The 19,756-nt window shown below is 27.7% G+C and carries 16 protein-coding genes and 1 pseudogene; 9 read left to right on the plus strand and 8 right to left on the minus strand.

Annotated features, from left to right (window positions below):
• Positions 1–167: 167 nt before the first annotated feature.
• Positions 168–773 (minus strand): hypothetical protein, encoded by a 606-nt coding sequence (locus AVBRAN9331_RS08690; protein ID WP_336612824.1) that lies wholly within the window; start codon positions 771–773, stop codon positions 168–170.
• Positions 774–1,064: 291 nt separating this feature from the next.
• Between AVBRAN9331_RS08690 and AVBRAN9331_RS08695 the strand changes: the two genes are divergently transcribed.
• From AVBRAN9331_RS08695 to AVBRAN9331_RS08720, 6 genes and pseudogenes are all read left to right on the plus strand, one after another.
• The gene (locus AVBRAN9331_RS08695; RefSeq protein WP_336612825.1) at positions 1,065–1,802 is read left to right on the plus strand and encodes a hypothetical protein; all 738 of its coding nucleotides are present in this window, start codon (positions 1,065–1,067) and stop codon (positions 1,800–1,802) included.
• A 38-nt stretch (positions 1,803–1,840) separates the two neighbouring features.
• Positions 1,841–2,611, plus strand: coding sequence for a hypothetical protein (locus AVBRAN9331_RS08700; RefSeq protein WP_336612826.1), 771 nt, complete (start codon positions 1,841–1,843; stop codon positions 2,609–2,611).
• Positions 2,612–2,738: 127 nt separating this feature from the next.
• On the plus strand, positions 2,739–2,963 hold the full coding sequence (locus tag AVBRAN9331_RS08705; protein ID WP_336612827.1) for a DUF262 domain-containing protein: 225 nt from the start codon (positions 2,739–2,741) through the stop codon (positions 2,961–2,963).
• Positions 2,947–3,300, plus strand: a complete 354-nt coding sequence (locus AVBRAN9331_RS08710) for a DUF262 domain-containing protein (RefSeq protein WP_336612828.1) — start codon at positions 2,947–2,949, stop codon at positions 3,298–3,300. Before AVBRAN9331_RS08705 ends, AVBRAN9331_RS08710 begins: the two co-directional genes overlap by 17 nt.
• Positions 3,290–3,715, plus strand: coding sequence for a hypothetical protein (locus tag AVBRAN9331_RS08715; RefSeq protein WP_336612829.1), 426 nt, complete (start codon positions 3,290–3,292; stop codon positions 3,713–3,715). The genes AVBRAN9331_RS08710 and AVBRAN9331_RS08715 overlap by 11 nt, the downstream gene beginning before the upstream one ends.
• Before the next feature lie 4 nt (positions 3,716–3,719).
• A pseudogene (locus AVBRAN9331_RS08720) lies at positions 3,720–4,700 on the plus strand (HNH endonuclease family protein).
• A gap of 74 nt (positions 4,701–4,774) precedes the next feature.
• Here the strand turns inward: AVBRAN9331_RS08720 and AVBRAN9331_RS08725 are convergent.
• The 7 genes from AVBRAN9331_RS08725 to AVBRAN9331_RS08755 all read right to left on the minus strand — a co-directional run bounded on the left by AVBRAN9331_RS08725 (position 4,775) and on the right by AVBRAN9331_RS08755 (position 16,130).
• A complete protein-coding gene (locus AVBRAN9331_RS08725) occupies positions 4,775–7,648 on the minus strand; it encodes a type I restriction endonuclease subunit R (RefSeq protein ID WP_336612830.1) in 2,874 nt (957 codons plus the stop codon).
• 519 nt (positions 7,649–8,167) lie between these two features.
• Positions 8,168–8,512 (minus strand): hypothetical protein, encoded by a 345-nt coding sequence (locus AVBRAN9331_RS08730; RefSeq protein ID WP_336612831.1) that lies wholly within the window; start codon positions 8,510–8,512, stop codon positions 8,168–8,170.
• A gap of 30 nt (positions 8,513–8,542) precedes the next feature.
• Complete coding sequence (locus tag AVBRAN9331_RS08735) at positions 8,543–9,076, minus strand: DUF4435 domain-containing protein (RefSeq protein WP_336612832.1); 534 nt, start codon at positions 9,074–9,076, stop codon at positions 8,543–8,545.
• Entirely contained in the window at positions 9,076–10,404 is a 1,329-nt protein-coding gene (locus tag AVBRAN9331_RS08740; protein ID WP_336612833.1) for an AAA family ATPase, read from the minus strand. Before AVBRAN9331_RS08740 ends, AVBRAN9331_RS08735 begins: the two co-directional genes overlap by 1 nt.
• Positions 10,405–10,805: 401 nt before the next feature.
• A complete protein-coding gene (locus AVBRAN9331_RS08745) occupies positions 10,806–13,442 on the minus strand; it encodes a hypothetical protein (protein ID WP_336612834.1) in 2,637 nt (878 codons plus the stop codon).
• Positions 13,435–14,622: a restriction endonuclease subunit S gene (locus tag AVBRAN9331_RS08750; RefSeq protein ID WP_336612835.1), complete on the minus strand. Its 1,188-nt coding sequence runs from the start codon at positions 14,620–14,622 to the stop codon at positions 13,435–13,437. The genes AVBRAN9331_RS08745 and AVBRAN9331_RS08750 overlap by 8 nt, the downstream gene beginning before the upstream one ends.
• Positions 14,619–16,130: a type I restriction-modification system subunit M gene (locus AVBRAN9331_RS08755; RefSeq protein ID WP_336612843.1), complete on the minus strand. Its 1,512-nt coding sequence runs from the start codon at positions 16,128–16,130 to the stop codon at positions 14,619–14,621. The genes AVBRAN9331_RS08750 and AVBRAN9331_RS08755 overlap by 4 nt, the downstream gene beginning before the upstream one ends.
• Positions 16,131–16,736: 606 nt before the next feature.
• Here AVBRAN9331_RS08755 and AVBRAN9331_RS08760 point away from each other — a divergent pair.
• The 3 genes from AVBRAN9331_RS08760 (at position 16,737) to AVBRAN9331_RS08770 (ending at position 19,741) form a co-directional block, all read left to right on the plus strand.
• A complete protein-coding gene (locus tag AVBRAN9331_RS08760) occupies positions 16,737–17,552 on the plus strand; it encodes a hypothetical protein (protein ID WP_336612836.1) in 816 nt (271 codons plus the stop codon).
• A gap of 1 nt (position 17,553) precedes the next feature.
• A complete protein-coding gene (locus tag AVBRAN9331_RS08765) occupies positions 17,554–17,763 on the plus strand; it encodes a hypothetical protein (RefSeq protein ID WP_214117673.1) in 210 nt (69 codons plus the stop codon).
• A 313-nt stretch (positions 17,764–18,076) separates the two neighbouring features.
• Positions 18,077–19,741, plus strand: coding sequence for a hypothetical protein (locus tag AVBRAN9331_RS08770; RefSeq protein WP_214120205.1), 1,665 nt, complete (start codon positions 18,077–18,079; stop codon positions 19,739–19,741).
• Positions 19,742–19,756 lie beyond the last annotated feature (15 nt).

A 19,756-nucleotide genomic window follows, 5' to 3' on the forward strand; every position in this document is an offset into this window, starting at 1 on the left:
CTCATAAGCCATTTTTATCCAATATTTTTCAAAAATATACCATAATTTCATTTGTTCGATTAAATTTTTAAAATCACAAGCAAACAAAATTCCTATTTGAAATTCTTTTATCAAATAAACTCTTTTAGACTTATTCCGCTTTTATTTTTCCAAAAGATGAGTCCGTTTTAGTTTTTACCTGTTATAAAAGCTGCCACATAATAAGAGCTATTAAAAAACATATATTCTAATAAAATTCTATTATCATCTACTTTGGCATTTTCCATGGCTTTTTTTACACTTGATGAAACATAATCATAATATTTTCTAACTACTTCGCTACCTTTTAAAACTAAAAAGCCGTTTTCTACCTTTTTGCACATAGCGTTTTTAAAATACAGCATATTATCATCGCTAATCATCGCTACATCCTTTGGCTTAGAAAATACAAAAAATCCTAAAGTCTCACACATAAGTTTGGCTGTGTTTAAAAAATCCATCATTTCGCTTTGCTTTTCTTCGCTTATATTTCCGATAGTTGGCTCTACGCTGTTTGCTATGGTGCAAATACTAGCTGTTTTTAAGGTATTATAAAGAGTGTTTTCAAGATAGCCAATCTCGGTTGCACCCAATGAATTGTTATTTGTAGTAATTAATAAAACTGTGATAAAAAAGTTCTTTTCTTTGTTTTGTAAATACTGTTTTAGTCTTTTTAAAATCCGCTCCCGTCCAGTATGACATTTTACCCTACCATCCACATAATCTATCAAATAACAAGTAATCATTTTCCCCATATTTTAAAACTTCACAAAATATTAATCTATTAAAGTAGCATACTTGTAAGCAATATAGCATTTGTGAAGTAAGATTAATCATATTATAGAATAAAAAATATAAATAAAATTATTATTTATGATTCTTAATAGTGTAAATATCATACTTTTAACCTCTTTTATCATAATCAAAAGAGAAATATTTAAATTTATCTAAAAAATTTGACTCTTAATATAAAATAATATATTATTATCAAAAATTAAAACACTTGTGTCTTTATTAAGACATTATATATTAATTAAGGAGAAAAAATGGATTTAAATAGTAAACCTTTAATAGAAACAATTTTGAGTATTCAGAAAAAAAATGGTATAACTGTAAGTCGAGATCAAATTGAAAAAAATTATATTGCTATAACCTACTTAGGAAAAGAGTATGAAAAAAAATATAGTCAAAAATTCAATTTTGATGAAAATGGAGAAGTTGATGTGGAGTTTAATAAATTAAAAAATTTACGAGAACTAGCTAATCCAGAAAATAAAAGTATAATATCTTCATTAAATAAAATAGAACAATATTGCTCTTTTTTAATGTTTAATCATAAAAACATGGAAAACACACTTATTTTTGAAGAGCTGATAAAAAATAGATCTATAAATTTATTTGATATAAATTACAACAATATAAGTAAAAAACTTACTAAAAAAAATATAGATAATATTGAAGATAATATGATAAAAAAATATTCTAATTTAAATAGTAATGTTATTAAAAAATACATAAATTTTTGCACTTGTTCAGTGGTTTTAGAAAATAATAACATGATAAAAAATAAACATGAGTATAATAAAAAAAATAAAAATTTAAATGATGATATTTTAGAACAGTGTACGGAATATATAAAAGAACTAGTTATAGAAAATATTGACTTCAAGCTAAGAGATAAAATTTTAAGTCTTCACTCAGAAATTGTTAGCGTAATTAAAAAATATAGTGAAGAAAATAAAAAAAGAAACAACATAGAACAAAAAATTATCAACTTAGATTGATAATTTTAATAACTAATATTCAATAAAGGAGATAAAAAATGGTAAAATTTGATTCAGGATATTTAAAAAAATTGGGAGAAACTATTTCTTTAAAAGAAATGATTGAATTAGATAAACAAGGCAAACTTGATAAACATGATATTTTTTGCCCTGAATGTAAAGTAGCAAAACTTAAACTTGTTCATAAAAAAAATACTTTTTTACAAACTAGCAACAAACAAATACATGATGAAAAATGTTCGAAGATTACAGATGATATAAAATATAATTCAGCAAAAAAACCAAAGGATATTGATCCTGAAAGAATAGATGATATTAAAAATAAATTAAAGAATCTATTAAAAAATTTTAAACTAAATCAAGCAAATATTGATGGCGAAAGCAATGAAGATAAAAATCTCAAGGATGATGATTATTTCAAAAATAGTACAGATGTTAAATGTAGAAATAATACAACCACAGACGAAAGTCGTCACAATTTTACAAATAATAAAAAGAAAATTATTCCTAAACAATCACAGGATGTGTTTTACTTTGGTATTTGTAAAATAGAAAAAATAGTTAAAAAACAAGGTTATAAAATAGATAAATACTTTTTAAAATTAAAACATTATGAAAATAATATGCTTTTAACATTATTAAGCATAACACATGATGTTAATAAAAATTTAGGAGAAAAATTCCAAAATCATACCAATAATGACAAGCTTTATAAGGTTTCATTTTTCACAAATGGAAAAATGATTCGTAAAGAGGGTAGTATTGTTATTAGAGTGTCTGATTTTTTAAATTTTGAAGAATACAAATAAAAGGAGAAAATATGGATGCAAGAAGATTATGGTTTATCCCTGATGTTATAGGGTCTAACAGAGTTCAATTTCAAATACCGGTTTATCAAAGAAATTATGATTGGTCTGTTGAAAATTGCAAAAACTTATGAGTGATATTAAGGATATTGTAGAAACAGGAGAAAAGCATTTTCTTGGCACAATTGTGTATATGTCTGACAAAAAGACAAGTGCTTCATTTCAAAAATATATAATAATTGATGGACAACAAAGACTAACAACGATTATGCTTGCTTTGAAAGCGCTTCGTGATATTGCACTCACAATAAATGATAAAAGTGCGGAACAAATTGATAATGAATTTTTACAATAAATATTGTGATGAAGAGTTTAAAATTAAATTAAAACCTATTAAAACAGATAATGAACAGTTTACAATGCTATTAAAAAATGATGAAAACGTTAATAAAGATTCAAACATATATAGAAATTATGAATTTTGTAAAAAATATTTAGAAAAACTCATAAATGAAAATTCTTTAACTCCAAATCAAATTTTAGAAGCATTATTTAGTTTAGAAATCGTTGAAATAGTATTAGAACAAGGAAAAGATGATCCACAAATCATCTTTGAAAGTATAAATTCAACAGGATTAGAGCTTACTCAAGCCGATTTAATTAGAAATTTTCTACTTATGAATGCAGATTAATCAAGAATATTTATATCTAGAATATTGGCAAAAAATAGAAGAGATGCTTAGAGTAAATAATGATTATTCAGAGGTTAATAATTTTTTTACTACTTTTTTAATCTATAAAACAAATAATATAGTAAATGAAAAAAAGCTATATAATGCATTTGTTAAATTTTTTAAAAATTATGATAAAAGCCAAGAAGAGATACTTAGCGAATTAAAAATTAACGCAAGAATTTTTTCTGCTTTTATAGGTAATAAAATTTATTCAAAATCAATTCAAGAAATTTTAAAATCATATGATTATATAGACCAAAAAACATTGTTTCCATTTTTACTTCATATTTTTAATGATTTTGAAAAAAAAGATAATAGAAGAATCAACGCTAATAAAAGTATTGGAGTTTTTATTATCTTATTTATTACATAAGCTTGTGTGTGAAATTGACTCAAAAGCATTAAGAGGATTGTTTGCAACACTGTATAACAGAGTTTTTAAAGTTCAAAAAAATAAAGATAATGATAAATATTGCAATGCTATTATTAAATTTTTTCAAACCATTTATTCAAAAGATAAAATACCAACATTTAGAGAATTTCAAACTTCACTTAGCAAAATTAACATATATAGAAAAGCAAAATTATGTAAATTTATATTAATGGATATTGAAAATTCAAGCTCAAAAGAAAAAATGCTTGATGCTGATAACATAAGCATAGAACACATAATGCCACAAGCCCTTACTAAAGAGTAGGAGAACGAATTAGGAAATATTGATAAATATGAAGAGTATATCCATAAGCTAGGTAACCTAACAGTTACTGGCTACAACTCGACACTTAGCAATAAAAGTTTTCAAGAAAAAATCAAAACATTAAAACTTTCAAAAGCTATATTTTTAAATAAAGATGTGATATCAGAAGAACATTGGACATTCGATAAAATTGAAGCAAGAGGTAAAAGACTAGCAGAATTTTTTGCCAAAAAATACAAAGTTGATACCGTAAAAGATGAAGATATTGCATTTAATAATTTAGATTTTGTTACATTAAAATATGACAACATTAAAAAGAAAACTTTAGATTGCTTTAGGTTTCAAAATATAACACATTATGCTGATAATTTTACTACTTTATTTTTAGATTTATTAAAAATATTGGATGAAATCGATCCTAATAAACTAACAAATTTAGCAGCAAATCAGCATTCATATGTTCCCGATACAACAAAAAATAAACATGTCTATATCAGCAATCAAGAAGATGAAAATATGAGAAATCCTATTAAATTCAAAGAAAATGTATGGGTTGAAAAATCAATACCTTTAGATAGGATATGCAAAATTACAGAAAGTGTTTTAAATGAATTTGGATTTAATATTGATGATTTACAAATTGGATTAGTAAAGAAATAAACTACAAGCGATGATACTTTCATCGCTTACATAATTTAGCATCCAACTCTTCCAAATAAATTAACCACTTCTAACTACTTACCGCGTTTGCCTAGATAGATTTTGATTAGGGAGTTTATGTAGTTTTCTATGTCGTTTAATTTGTTGATTTTTGTTAAAAATGGCAGCATTTTTACTATAAGCTCGGTTGCGATTTTGTTTTTGATACTTTCATCAAATTCAGGCACATTAGAAAACTTGCCAAACTCACTATCAAGCAAGGCAATGATTTGCCCCACATCATCCTTATCAAAATCCCTAGCAAGATTACGCTCAAGTGGATCATCTGTCAAATCCTTTTTAAAATCCTTAGCCAAATCACAGCTAAGCTTATAAAACTCGCTCTCGCTAAGCCTTTTTGCCCTATAATCTTCTAAAATCTCCTCTATTCTCGCACTAAATCTTACAAAAATTTCAGGATTTATTACTTCATATTTTTTCACTTCTTTTTCTAGTGCGTTTAGCTTTCCATGAGCCTTCACCTCATCACTAAAATCACCTGCCACCCTTGAAAAATCATCACTTAGTATGTCAAGCGGTTCATTTAGCATATAAATTTGCCCTACTTTTAAATGCTCATCTAATAGCTTTTGCATACTTTGCTCGTATTCTTTTAGGCTAAAATCCTCAGCATAAAAGACCCGAGCCGTTCGCCTTAGGCTTAAGTATTTTTTAAGACTTGCCTTGATTTTCTCCTTTTCATCTTCGCTTAAACTTGCCCTTAGCTTACGAGTATTTAGCACCACACCCACAAGGTTGCTAAACCTTGCTAAAACCTTGCAAAACCTATCCCTAAATGATAAATCCTTTAAAACTTTTAGCTTTTTTACTTCATCATCAAGCCCTGCAAACATCTCATCAAGCACGGCTAGGCTCTCCCACATATCATCTAAAGAGCTGTCTATTTTAAAAACCGCCCCCACCAAATCACTCTCATCATATCCGCTAAGCGCGTCGTATCTACTAAGCGTGGTATCAAGCTCACTAAGTAGCCCCCTGAAATCCACGATTATCCCCTCATCTTTGCCCTCTTTTAGCCTATTTACCCTTGCTATGGCTTGAAGTAGGTTGTGTTCTTTTAGGTTTTTATCTATATAAAGTTTTTTAGCACATGGAGCGTCAAAGCCCGTAAGTAGCTTATCTACCACGATTAGCAAATCCACTTTCCTATCCTTAAAATCACTCTTGCACTGCTCTTCATACTCTGCATGATTTAGCTTTGCATACTCATCGCTTACCCACTTTTCTTGCTCGCCTTCGTTTTCTTCTCCTGTGTTTGTAGATATCACGACCCTAACTTCCAAATCCCCAAGCTCTTTAAAAACTTTATAATATTTCATCGCCTCAAACTTAGAATTAGTTGCTAGCATAGCGTTAAATGGCGTATTTTTAAGGCTTTGTTTGAAGTCTTCGTTTATATCAAGTGCGATGTATTCAAGCCTAGAAATTGAAGTATGAAGCTTTTTAATTTTCGCCCATTTTTGCTTGATTTGCTCTTTTTTCTCATTACTAAGCCCAAGTGTTAGCTCATCAAATCTTTTTTCTAGCTCGTCTTTATCGCTAAGACCAAGCTCTATCATTTTATTTTCATACAAAAGTGGCAAGGTAGCTCCATCTTCTACTGCTTCGCCGATATTATAAGTATGCAAAAGTCCGCCGTATTTTGCTATGCTTGATTTTTCTTTAGATAAAAGCGGCGTTCCTGTAAATGCTATGATATAGGCATTTTCGCCTAAGTTATCAAGCATTTGCATATGAAGTTCTCCGTTTTGGCTTCTATGGGCTTCATCTATTAGGATAAATCTTGTTCTATTTTTTATATCTTTTAAATCGCTAAATTTAAAAATCGTAGTCATGATAAGCCCCACTCCATCATCGTTTAAAAGCTCGTTTAAGTGGCTTGTGTTTTTGGCGTGGTGCAAGGTGTCAAGATTTGCCGTGCCGTTTATGGTCGCAAAGATTTGCTCATCTAGTTCTATCCTATCTGTGATGATGATTTTTTGGGCTGTGCTATTTAGCCTAGCTAGGATATTTACTAGCATTAGCATTGTGTAGCTTTTGCCGCTGCCTTGAGTGTGCCATACTAGACCGCCGTGCTTATCTTTGATAGCTTTTATCACTTCTTTTATGCCAAAATATTGTTGATAACGGCTTGCGATTTTGTTAGTTTTGTCTTTAGACTTGCTAAAAAATATAAAATCACTTATAAACTCAAGTAAATTTCTAGGCTTTAAGATATTGTTACAAAGTACTTTTACGCTATCATCGCTACTTTTATCCTTAAAGACATTGTAAAATTTGCTAGGCGTTAGCGTTGTGCCGTATTTAGTGATAGTGCCACAACTTGCAACGCAAAGCTGAATGAACTTATAAAAGTTTTCAATCCTATCTGGGTGCTGGTGGTTTAGGAGTTGGTTTATCGCTTCGTTTGCCCCAACGCACGAGTTTTTAAGCTCAATGCTAACAAGCGGGATACCATTTACAAACAGCACCAAATCAATCCTAGTGCTTTTCTTTTGCTCGTTTTTAGCGTTTGTAAGGCTAAATTCTTCTGTGATTATGAATGAATTTTTAGACGGATTTTCGTAATCTATGTAGTTTATATGCCTTGAAGGTTTGCCTTTTTGCTCCAAGCCTTCGCCAAGTAAAATAAGCTTTGTGATGGTTTCGTTGGCTGTGATTAGGCTGGTAATTGAGGCTTTTAGCTTGTTTATCATTATGATGAGCTCATCATCGCTTAGCTGATAATTTGTCCTTAAAAACTCCTTAAGCTTAGCTAAAAGCAAAGGCTCATTAAAGTCGTTTTGCCTAAGCTCGTTGCATTCTTTTTCGCTTAGATACTGCCAGCCCAAATCCTTTAAAGTGTCTATAAAATACGCTTTTACATTGCTTTCTATACTAAAATCCATCGCCACGCCTTTTGAAATTTTAAATACATTTTAAACAACTTGCATTAATTTAGGCTAAATGCAAAAGCCCTTGCGTAGCGGGAATTTATTTCGGGTATTTTTTGTGGAATTTTATATCGTATTTTGGGATTTAAAGCTTGAAATTTATTTTCGTATTTGAGAATTTATTTTGTGTATTTTTTAAACTTATCCATAATTTTCGTATGTTTTAGCTAAATCCAAACAAACGAAATTCCTATTTTAAATTCCTTTTTTTGTTGAAATGAATTTCGTATGTTTAGGGCTTATAAATTTCCAAAAATACACGAAATAAATTCCACAAAGCCCCAAATGTCACTTGTTTGGCTTTGGAATTTATTTTCGTATTTGGAATTTAAATTCGGAATTTCGTTTATTTATAAATGCTTTTAATAGCCTTGTAAAGCCACAAACAAACGAAATTTAAAGCTAAATCAAGATAAATAACCCCACAAAACAATTTTAAAGCCTAGAATTTATTTTCGTATTTGAGAATTTATTTTATGTATTATTTTGATATAATTTCATTCTTTCTTTTATATAGCTTCTTAATTTTTCTGGGGTATCAATACAGTGTGTGTACGATAAAATAATATTTTCATACGATAAATTATATGAAATTTTTTGTTTTGACAACTCCAATTTTTTATTTGCATTAATTTTATCAAAAAATTTTCTTAAAACCTTTACTGCAAATTCCAATAAATACTTTCCTCGTAAATTCTCAATTAAATTTGTTTTTAATTTATCTTTCTCTTCTTCTATTTCATTGTCTGATACTTCTATATAAGTTCCAACATGTTTTTTAATCTTATCTAATGTATCTAAATTTTTAACCTGCTCCATATTTTTAATAGAACCTAAATTTGGTTTTTTTTACGATGATATAGATTTTTTTCTTTGCAATGAATAAAATGCATTTACTAGCAAAATTTCATTTGCGAAAGAATATATTTTTTCCATTAGCTCCTTAACTTCATTTTCAAGTATTTTTAATTTTTCACGTTCTGAATTATTTATACCTATTACGTATTTAAGTATTTCTTTAATTGCACTTTCACTTATATATAAATTTTCTATAGAATAGGTATCTGTTATATAAATATCTTTACTTATATTATCATTGTCATCAAAATCTTTATCTATAAAATACATTTTTGGTTTATTTTTCAGCACAATTGTTCCGTTAGCTAATTTTGCATGTAACTCAATAACCTTTTCCTTGCCTCTACAAAAATAATCAACGACTTTTTTATATCCAGTAATTTCTTTAACTCTATGAAGATAATAATGCACATCATCCTTTCCTTCATAAAAAATAAACACATCTGTTTCACTGCTACGATTTATACAATCCATAATAATTGCTTCAATACAATTGGCTTCATATAACATTTTAGCTTTTAACATTATGAATCCATCTCAAAACTATCTAATTCTATTACATAATCCAAGAGTCCATCTTTAAATATAAAAGGTGAATGTGTAGTAGCTATTAACAACGATATATTTCCAGAATCATAAATATCTCTTAAAAATCTTTTTTGCCAAGCTATCGAAAGAGATAATTCAGGTTCATCTATAATTAGTATATGTGGAGTTTCTATATCTAAATATACTTTTGAGAATATTGATATAATTTGCTTTTCTCCAGAAGATAAATCATCTAATTTTATTTCTTTATCATCTTCATCTAAAATTTTTACAGTAAGTTTTAAATCGTCATATTCCATTTTTTTTCTTCTTAAATATTCAGAACAAACTTCTGTAAATTGAGTTAATTTTTTTTCTATTTTCTGCTGCGAGTCATATATATTTATTAATTTTTGAATATAAAATTTTAAAAATGCGGTAATATTTGTTTCATTTTTATTATCACTCTTTAACTTTGCTTTTAATTTATATATAGTATCCTTTTCTCCTATTCTTGTCATGATTACTTCTACTTTACGCATATCTAATTTTTCATAGTTTTTAATACTTTCTACTTTTTCTCCCAAAAAATAATTAATTACATTAGCATTCATTTGAGTATAAGCTATATTTGCTTCTGTTTTTAATATTCCCAATAAACTATTGATTGTTTTACTAACATCATTCATTCCAAAATTAATATATTCTGAATAAAAATTTTTATACTCTTGTGCAATTCTATAGTCTTCAATTTCTCTTGAATATCTACTTTTTATCTTTTGGTGTAATTTATCCTCTATGCGCCTATATGTTGGATAGAATAAATTTTCTTCTTCAATTCGGGTAAAATTAGGTTTAATCGTCAATTCATTTATTGCTGTTTCTAAAAATCTCTTTAATGGTAAGTTATATCTTTTCATTATGCGTATAAATTTACCAAGACTAATATCTTCTGTAAGATTATCCCTTCTCATAACAGATTCAATTTCCAACTTTAGTATTGTACTGTTTTTTACCTTTTTTATAAATTCAGATAAGCTTATATTATTAATATTTTGAATTGTAAAATTTTCTTCTGATATTTGAATGGTTATGGTTTTAAAATTAATATCATTAAGCATTTCAAAATTATTATTTAAAATAGCTACTATGATTTTTAAAATTGTTGTCTTGCCGATTCCGTTTTCTGAAACTAAAATCATCATACCCTTGTTGAAATTAATTTCATAGTTATATTTACCAAATAAACCTTTAATTTTAATTGACTTTAATGCAGACTTATTATCACCTATAGGCTTATGCCCATCTAACGATTGCTCTTTCATTCAAATCCTTATTTATATAATATTTATAGTTAAGTATAACATAAAAACTAAATTAATTTTTTAAATATTCTCATATATTTATGCTATAAAAATAATTTAGAAAAATACCGCAATTCTAAAATAAAATCTACGAATCAAAATTTTAAATTTAATTTTCAATAAATCTTAAAAAATAATAAAGATTTAAATTGAAAAATTACATCTTCAATTTTTTTAAAACTAAATTTATATCCTAATAGCATACCAAGAAATAAAACCAAAAATTAATACACTTTTATTTGGTTATAGCTAAATGAATTTTACAAGTCTATAAAATATCAAAAATTATTTTATGTATTTTGGAATTTAAATTCGGAATTTCGTTTGTTCGGCAAGTTTAAGCAAACAAACGAAATTTGGTTTTAGCTTGGGATTATGGAGTTTTTACGCATTGTTTTTTGCAAGGCAAATATACAAAACACAAGGACTAAATAATAAGCTATATTAAGCCTTGAAACCCCACCATCTATCGCTACGGCTCGTTTTAGCTCTGGGCTTTCATTTAACAACTTTGATGATTTTAGCTCGTCTTTGTAGTCTTTTAAAATCTTTTTAGCCTTATAAATGCTTTGCTCGTTTTTATCTTGATTTGATTGCTCGTAGATAAAATTAACACTTAAATCCGTTTTATCAAAAATGCTGATTTGTTCTAGTTTGGCGTTTTTACTCAAAATGGTTTTACTAGGTTCAAATTCTTTTAAATCCTTGTCATTTGGAAGTATTATTATAGCTAGTTCTAATGCCTTTTTATCATCTAGCTTATCTATGGCTTTATATAGATAATGATTTCTCGCATCTTCTGAAAACGCCCCTAAAAATGGGGTTATTATGCTAGGGCTATACAATATCCCTACAACACCTAACGATGCTATTAAATTTAAACTTTCATATAACAAGCTATCTTGAAAACGAAATATTATAAAAATAAAAGATAAAAACAATATTGGTAAAAGTAAAGTCAGCACAACCTCATCGCTTGTCGTTGCTACTATAAAAATACAATACACAACACTTAATAAGGCAAATATTAAACCAGTAATCCCAATATGCTTATTTTTACAATATTTAATATAAATAATTAAATACCTACACATAAAATAAAAATTAATCAATAAAGACAAGACTATATATAAGTTAAAAATAACTTTCGGATTAAAAAAGTCTTTCAATGTAAAAGCTTTAATAGTATTGTAGTAATCACCAAAATTCGTTATTGGATTTGCTAAGATTATATTTATTAAGAAAAAACACCCTATAACACTCAATGTAAATAAAAGTATCTTTAAAAAATCGGTATGATGGTCGCTTGTGGCTCTATTTAATTTCAAAAACCATCTGTCAAATTGTTCTTTGATAGTGATTTTTTCTTCTAGCTCTTTTTTATGCTCTAACTTATAATCAAGCTCAACTTCTTTTGCGTAAAGTTCCAAAACTTTATATTTACTAGCTTCTAGAATATTGTTTGTTTTAAGCAAAGCATCTTTAAAGATTTTTAAACATTCTCTAACGCCTTTTATTGGTGTAAGGTTATCTAGTGTTGGTTTTTCATCATGTATATTTTCCAAAAATTCATATTTCAAGTCTTCTATATTTTTTTTATTTATATTTGTTAAATTTAAATTAAAAACAACGCTATTTGAAAAACTAGTAGAATAAAAATTTGGACTTTTTTTAAACTCAACTTTATATAAATTTATAAGCTTATCAAATACGGAAGAGTTAAAATGTGGTGAAAATTCAAAATTAGAACAAGAAAAATGAATATTTGCCTTTACCGTATTGCTAATAAATAAAAAAATATTATTAAAGGTGTTTTGGAAAAAAGAAACATCATGATTGAAAACACAATTATTTATATCAATCTTTCCATTTACAACATAATTGTTAAATTCAAAAACTCCATCAAAAATACAATTATAAATACCAACATCTTTGGTTAAAAATTTGATATTATCGTCAAGCCCATGTGATAAAAAGTTATACTCATAATCGTTTTTATAAAATTTACTTAAACTAAAATTTTTATAAAAATGCACATCATGAATTATGATTTTCACATCCTCAAAAACAATATCTTTTAATGATATCTCATCTTTAAATTCCATATGTGCTAAATAAAAAATTTCATCTTGTATGATACAACTATCAAAAAATACTTCAGAATAAAACGAAAGATATTTAAAATTAAAGCCACCATTAAAATCTAAGTTTACAAATACCATAGGTTCATAAAATTTCACATTAAACAAATTAAGCTCAACATCGTAAACCACTCTATCTGTCAAATAACTTAAAAGCAATCTTTTTTCAAATTTTACAGATGTAAAATTTATGCTTTGTATATTTAAAATGTCATATCTATACAATTCAACATTACTTTTAAAAACAACATCAATAAAGCTAATTTGAAAATTATTATTTTTTTTAGCTTCTATCATAGGAAAATCATTAAATGATGTATTGAAAAAATATAAATCATTCTTATATTCGCATTCTATAAATTCTACACCTAATTTAAAATCATTACCATAAAACCATGCTTTTTGATAAAAAATACACTCTTTAAAACTTAAAATATTTAAAAAATCAATATTTTTTATCATATTGACTTCATCCTTATTTAAATTAGCATTAAAACTACAATTACAAAAAAATACGGAAGATGATATTTTTAATCTTGTTTTTAATATATGAGTATTAAAAACATTATATTCTTCTTCAGAATTCACGAATTGATACTTATCTGAAAATAAAGCTAAAATAGAAAAAATTTCAGCATTATTTTCAAAATTAATATTTTCAAATTTTAAAAGCTTTACAATAGAAGTATCAAAAATTTTTTTAGCTCTTATTTGATTTATTGTAGAACCACTGCTTTTACCTTTGATATAAATAGACAATTCATTAATATTTTTTGTTAATTCAATCTTTATATCACTATTTGAATGAATTTGGAAAATATGTTCTAAATCCTTTTTTACAAGCTTTAAATCAATCATTCATCACCCTTATATTTCCGCTTAGGAGTTCGGTGAGGAGGTGGGATTTGAGGGTGATCTGGGCTGTTATTAGCTCGTTTAGACATTCCAAACGCTTATCACACACACTTAAGACTTCCCCTATCTTCTTCTGCTCTTCTAGGCTTGGGAGTTGTATTTTTATTTTTAAAAATTCAGTTTTAGATAGGTTGTATCTCGTGCTACCTTGTGCTAATTTCGTTAATTTTTCCCTAAAAATAGAACTCCTAAAATAAAAACTAGCATATTCAGAATTTATACTTTCGTTAGGTCTAAAACCAAAGCAAAAACTATTTAAATATAAGTTTTCACATTCTTCTAAAATAACAGATGAAGTTCCTACTTCGTGTGGAGTTTCCGATGAAGTGGTAAAAAATACATCTCCCTTTTTTACTAAATTTTGTTTTTCATCATCATTGATTTTAACTTTTTCAAAAATGCTTGTTTTTACAACCCTATTATCAAAAATATTTTTATATGTAATGTAATTTGAGTTACCATCTTCAAAATCTTTTGCTTTTTTACCTGAAAGCCCATTGTAAGTTGCACCTAAATCATTAAGAGTTACTTCTTGCCAAGGGGTGGTGAAGTTGGCAAAACGGGTTTTGCCACTTAGTAGCTCGTTCATTAGGTGGAGTTTTTCTTTTTCTAATTCCGATTTCAAATTCTTTAGATTTTTTATATGCTCATCACAACTACTTAAAATCTTGGCAATTTTTTCTTGCTCTTTTAGTGGTGGGAGTTTTATTGTTATTTCTTGCATATATTTCCAGTCAGCTCTAGGCATTTTAGTTCCGCAAGAAATATTAGCCGCATTCATAAAATCATCACTTTGAACTAAATAAAACAAAAAATTATTTAAAACATTATTGCCACTCATAACCCAAATTTCACTAGAGCAAACGCCGTCAAATTCTGCTAGGTAGTATTTTTTTAAATAAGGTCTTAATTTGCCAAATAAAACTTGTCCTTTTTTAAATACATTCTTAGTGCTTTTTTGCAAATTTGAATTTGTGTATTCAAGCAATATTCCTGTGTTTTGCTCTAAATGTTCTAATTCAATACATTTTTTAACTTCATTTTTATTTGGTGTATATTTTTCAGATTTAATTGAAATAATATCCCCAAGCCTTACTTCTTGCCAACCTTTTGGAATGCTCATAATCCTAGCTCCTTTAGGTATCCTTGTAATTTGGTGTTTGAGAGTTCTAGTTTGGCGTTTAGGCTGTTTATTTGCTCTTTTAGTTCGGCGTAGTCAATTTGCAAGGTTTCATCTTCTGCTACTACATATCTTGGTATGTTTAGATTGAAGTCGTTTTGCTCTATCTCATCAAGGCTTACAACCTTGCAAAAGCCGTTTATGTCGGTGTTTCCGTGATAGGCGTTTAGGATTTTGTCAATGTCTTTTAGGGTGTTTTGGTTTTTGCCTTTTTCATAGCACGAACTTGCGTCTATGAAAATCACTTTTTCGTTTTGCTCCTTGCTAAAAATCATTATACAAGCCGGTATGCTCGTGCCATAAAAAAGGTTGCTTGGAAGTCCGATGATGGCTTTTAGGTAGCCTTGTTTTATAAGACTTGCTCTTATTTTGCCCTCGCTTGAGCCTCTGAAAAGCACTCCGTGGGGCATTACTACGCCTAAAGTTCCGCAGTTTTTTAAAGACTTTATCATGTGGAGTAAAAAGGCATAATCGCCCTTGCTTTTAGGTGGCATACCGTAGTTAAACCTTGAAAATCTATCCTCTTTTAGCTCTTCATAGCCCCATTTATCAAGGCTAAAAGGTGGGTTTGCGACTATTTTGCTAAAGCGTCTTAAATCGCCGTTAGCATCTAGGTGAAGTGGGTTTGTGAGTGTGTCGCCCCACTTTATCTTAGGGTTTGGGATATTGTGTAAGAACATATTCATAACGCATAGGGCGTAGGTTTGGGCGTTTTTTTCTTGTCCGTAGATGAAGTTGTTTGTGCCTTTTTGGCTTGCTTTTAGCAAAAGTGAGCCTGAGCCACAAGTGGGGTCGTATATCTCTTCGCCGTCTTTGATACCGACTAGCTCGGCAAGTAGGACGCTCACCATGCTAGGGGTGTAAAACTCGCCGCCCTTTTTGCCTGAATCGCTTGCGAATTTTGCGATTAGATACTCGTATGCGTCGCCTATGATGTCTTTGTTTTCTAGGCGGCTTGGGCGTAAATCAAGGCTTGAGAAGTCGTTTATGAGCTGTTTTAGGGTGGTGTTTCTTTGCTGAGTGTCGCCTAGCTTGGAAGGGTTGTTGAAATCTATGTGGGTGAATATGCCTTCTAGCTTTTCTTTGTTTAGCGTTTCTAGGCTGCTTAGGGCGGTGTTGATTAGCTCGCCTAGGTTGGTGGCGTTTTTGTGCTCTTGTAGGTAGGCAAATGTTGAATGAGCTTCTAGCTTGAAATCTAGTTGATTTAGTAGGGCTTTATAGACTGAGTCGATGCCACAGCTTTTGGCTTTTAGCTCAGTGATTTTTTCGGTGTAGGTGTCGCTTAGGTATTTGATAAATAGCATGGTGAGAATGTAGTCTTTGTAATCACTGCCGTCCATTAGCCCGCGGAAGGTGTTGCACGCGTCCCAGAGTTTGGCGTTTATCTGGGCGGTAGTGGTTTTGGGGGTTGGGGTGTCGGTGGTTTGGTTGGCTTGTTGAGTTGGATTGATTTGTGTTGCTTCGGTGCTTTTGTTTTGCTTGGTGGTCAGTTCTTTTTCGGCTTTTTGTTGCTTGGTCGCTACGCTTTGGATTGCTCCTTTATTATTGATTTGCGTGTCGGTCACTGTGCTGTTTGGGGTGCCGTTAATTTCGATTGTTTGGGTGTTTTTGGTTGTTTTTGTGTCGGAATTTATTTCGTGTATTTTTGTGAAATTTGAAATAGGAATTTCATTTATTTGTTTCATATTATGTCCTTTTTAATTTAAGCCATTTTAACATAGTAAAAGGCAAAATTTGTTTGTTATATAAATCTAATTTTCTAAATAAATAAAATTTATAAATTAAAGGTTAATTTTAGATATGTATTTGGTTCATATTGATGGTTAGTGCTTAATTTATCGGTATTTTATCGGTTAGTAGCTGTAATCAGCTAAGAATTTATTTAGTGTATTTTCAACCAAACATAATTTATAAGCCAAAAACTAACTTTCTTGCCCTGTTCTTAGGTAAGTTAAATTATTAAATATGTTTTTAACTTAAATAAGCTAAATTAAAACATATTTAATTTAAAAATATTAATATACTCATTTAAACATTCCAAAGCAAAGGAGTCACAAATGAATAGTGTTAGCACTATTGAAGAGCTAAAAGCACAAAATCCAAAATTTGATTTGGCGCTAGGCGTAAGACTCATAAATAGTGGAGATATTATAGGTGGGGGATATCAGGTAATATTCGCAAGTGAACTAGAAATATCAACGAGTTCAAACATTAGCTATGAAGATGCCGAACAATCCCTTAAGAAAATGGTTAGTCTTATGGGTTTTAATGCTATCATCAATATAGTAAGATCTCAACATACTAAGAGTATGAATGCTAGTGAGACAGCACAAACTCATACAAGTTATAATCGCAACATAATAACTAATAATTTATCTTCATCAATATCTACAACAAATACAAGTTCAACAATTACGGTCAATAATGTATTTAAACTAAAAGGTACTGTGGCATTAATAGGTAGAGAAAATCAAGCAAACGGAGTAGAAATTGATTATGAAAGATTAAAGCAAAATTGTATAAATTTCTACGAATGTATAGAATTTTTAAGATATGTTTACAAATCTAATCAAGAGCTAAAAACAATACACCAAGAAAGTAAAAATTATCCAATCAATTTAACAATTATTCTTATTATCTCATTGATATTTGCGTGTAATTCAAGTCTAATTACAGGAGCTATAATTTTCGTAGTATATTTCATAATATCATGGCGTTATTATGAAAGCACGATTACTAAAGAAAATAATACATATAAAGATTTAGCATCAATGGAACATAATCTAAAAACTTTGGTGAATAAATACGGCGAAGTTATTTTTGATATTTATCAATTATCACCATATATTACCTTAAAACATGTAGGAGAATAAAATGGATTTAATAACATCACTAGAAAATACAGAAAAGAATTTAAATAAAGCTGGAAAATATTGTGTAGCTTTTGATTTGATGGCTAATACAAGAAAAAATGTATCAGAAAATGAGTTAAAAAATAATATCAGCAAAAACATGGCATTTATACTATTTAAAGCAACCCCTGCTGCATTTTTTATATTTATACTATTTAAAATATTTAATTAAGTCTAAAGCCCTAAAATTAGGGCTTTACTTAAAGTTTTTACAATCATTTCTTTAATATTTTTGAAGCTTTACATATTTTTAATTTTATTTTATTAGTTTGTATTATTATTAGCTTGATTTTTTACTAGGAATTTGTTTCGTGTATTTTAAAAGAATTTAAATCCGTAATTTCGTTTGTTTACAACTTTAAAACCTATTAAACATACAAAAATATTTAATTAAATAATATTTAGTTTTAATTAAGATATTTATAACTAAATTACATGTTATTGTTTGCTAATATTTACAATAAATATGCGATTTAAGGATGGACATGAAATTTGAATTAGCATCTCAAACAAGTGAGAAAATTATTTTACAATACTCTTTAAATGGGGTTGATTTATTAGAATACAAAGACATTATTAAGACTAAAAAATACTTAGGTTTAATAGGAATCAAATATGAAAATGAAATTAATTTTAGCGATATTATCCCAAATGATAATGACTTTACATTACTCTTAACACAATGTGAATTTAAAGATAATGTTAGCTTTGATAATATAAATATAAAAAGCTTAGCAATCACACAAAGTAATTTTAACACTATTAAAATCAATGATTTTAAAGGAGAATTTATAGCGAATGAATGCTGTATAGATAGTGAATTGTCATTGATAAATTCAAAAAATATTAATAATTTTGATGTTTATAATATAAATGTTAAAAATAAATTAGAAATAGATGAATGTAATATCAATAATTTTACCTTGAAAAACTCTAGGATAGAACAAGATTTTATTCTAACAAATTCAAATATAAAAGGTTGCATTAATTTAGATAAAACAACTTTTTTAAAGCCTGAATTAGCTATTATAGATTTTAACGGTATTTTAAACTACACTAAAGATGATATGCTTACGCTAATAAATAACAACCAAATAACACAAGAAGAACTATATCATACAATAATAAAACTAGATAATATAGCTAAAGCTTGTAACGATAGTTTTTATGCTAATAAAATTCATAAAGCTGTTAAATTAATTAAATGTATTATGAGTGAAAATGATATAAAAGCTCAAATTATAGAAGCTAAAGAGATTGCACAAAAAGATAAAAATAAGGGGATACTTAAAAATCTTCAAATTTGGGGGCTTGTTGTTTTAAACTCAAAAAATTATATTGATGAATTTTTAAGTGATTTTAATACCAACTTTGCTAAGAATTTAAATGCGATAGTTGGTTTAATAGTTGTTTTTGGGATTTTAAATTTACTTGCATATATTTTTATTAATTTTGATGTATTTAATATATTTACTGGACTTTCAAATCCTATTTTAAATATAGTATTTTATATGGTTTCTATGGTAGTAGTTTTTGTGCTAGCTAAAATAAAAATAAATCGTGCCACTGGTAAAACTTGCGCTTTTATTTTATTTATGTTTTTATTATCTTTTACTATAGCTAACATATTTTATTTCCCTTTATTTTTACTAATATTATTTATTATTTTATATGTTGTTTATTTTGTAATATCAAAATTTAAAAAGTATGTTTATTTTCTTTATCTAGTAGCATTATTGTTGTCAGTAACAAATTCTAGTCCATTATTAAATATTTTTAAATTAGACTTTTTGCCAAAATATACACAAGAAACATTAAATGAAATACCGCAAAATAAATTAAAGTGCATTGTAAATATAGCTTTTGTAAACAAAGAAGAAGACAATATTTATGAAGTTTTCAATACTATAAGAGATTTTTTTATCAAACCACCTAAACATATAAATGATTATAAAGAATATGTTTTAAATAATAAATATAAAGTTCTTGTATTTAATAATGAAATACCTAAAGGATGTAGAGGCGATGATTATTATAAATTATTTAAATCTTTATATATAGATATTCAGCTTTATTTTACTTATTGTATTTTGTATATTTTATTGTTTATTAGTTTTATTTCACTTGGTAAAACTTGGAAAAGAAATTGATATAAGAAGGATAAA

This window comes from Campylobacter sp. RM9331 (assembly GCF_020137685.1).
Taxonomy (GTDB): Bacteria; Campylobacterota; Campylobacteria; order Campylobacterales; family Campylobacteraceae; genus Campylobacter_E.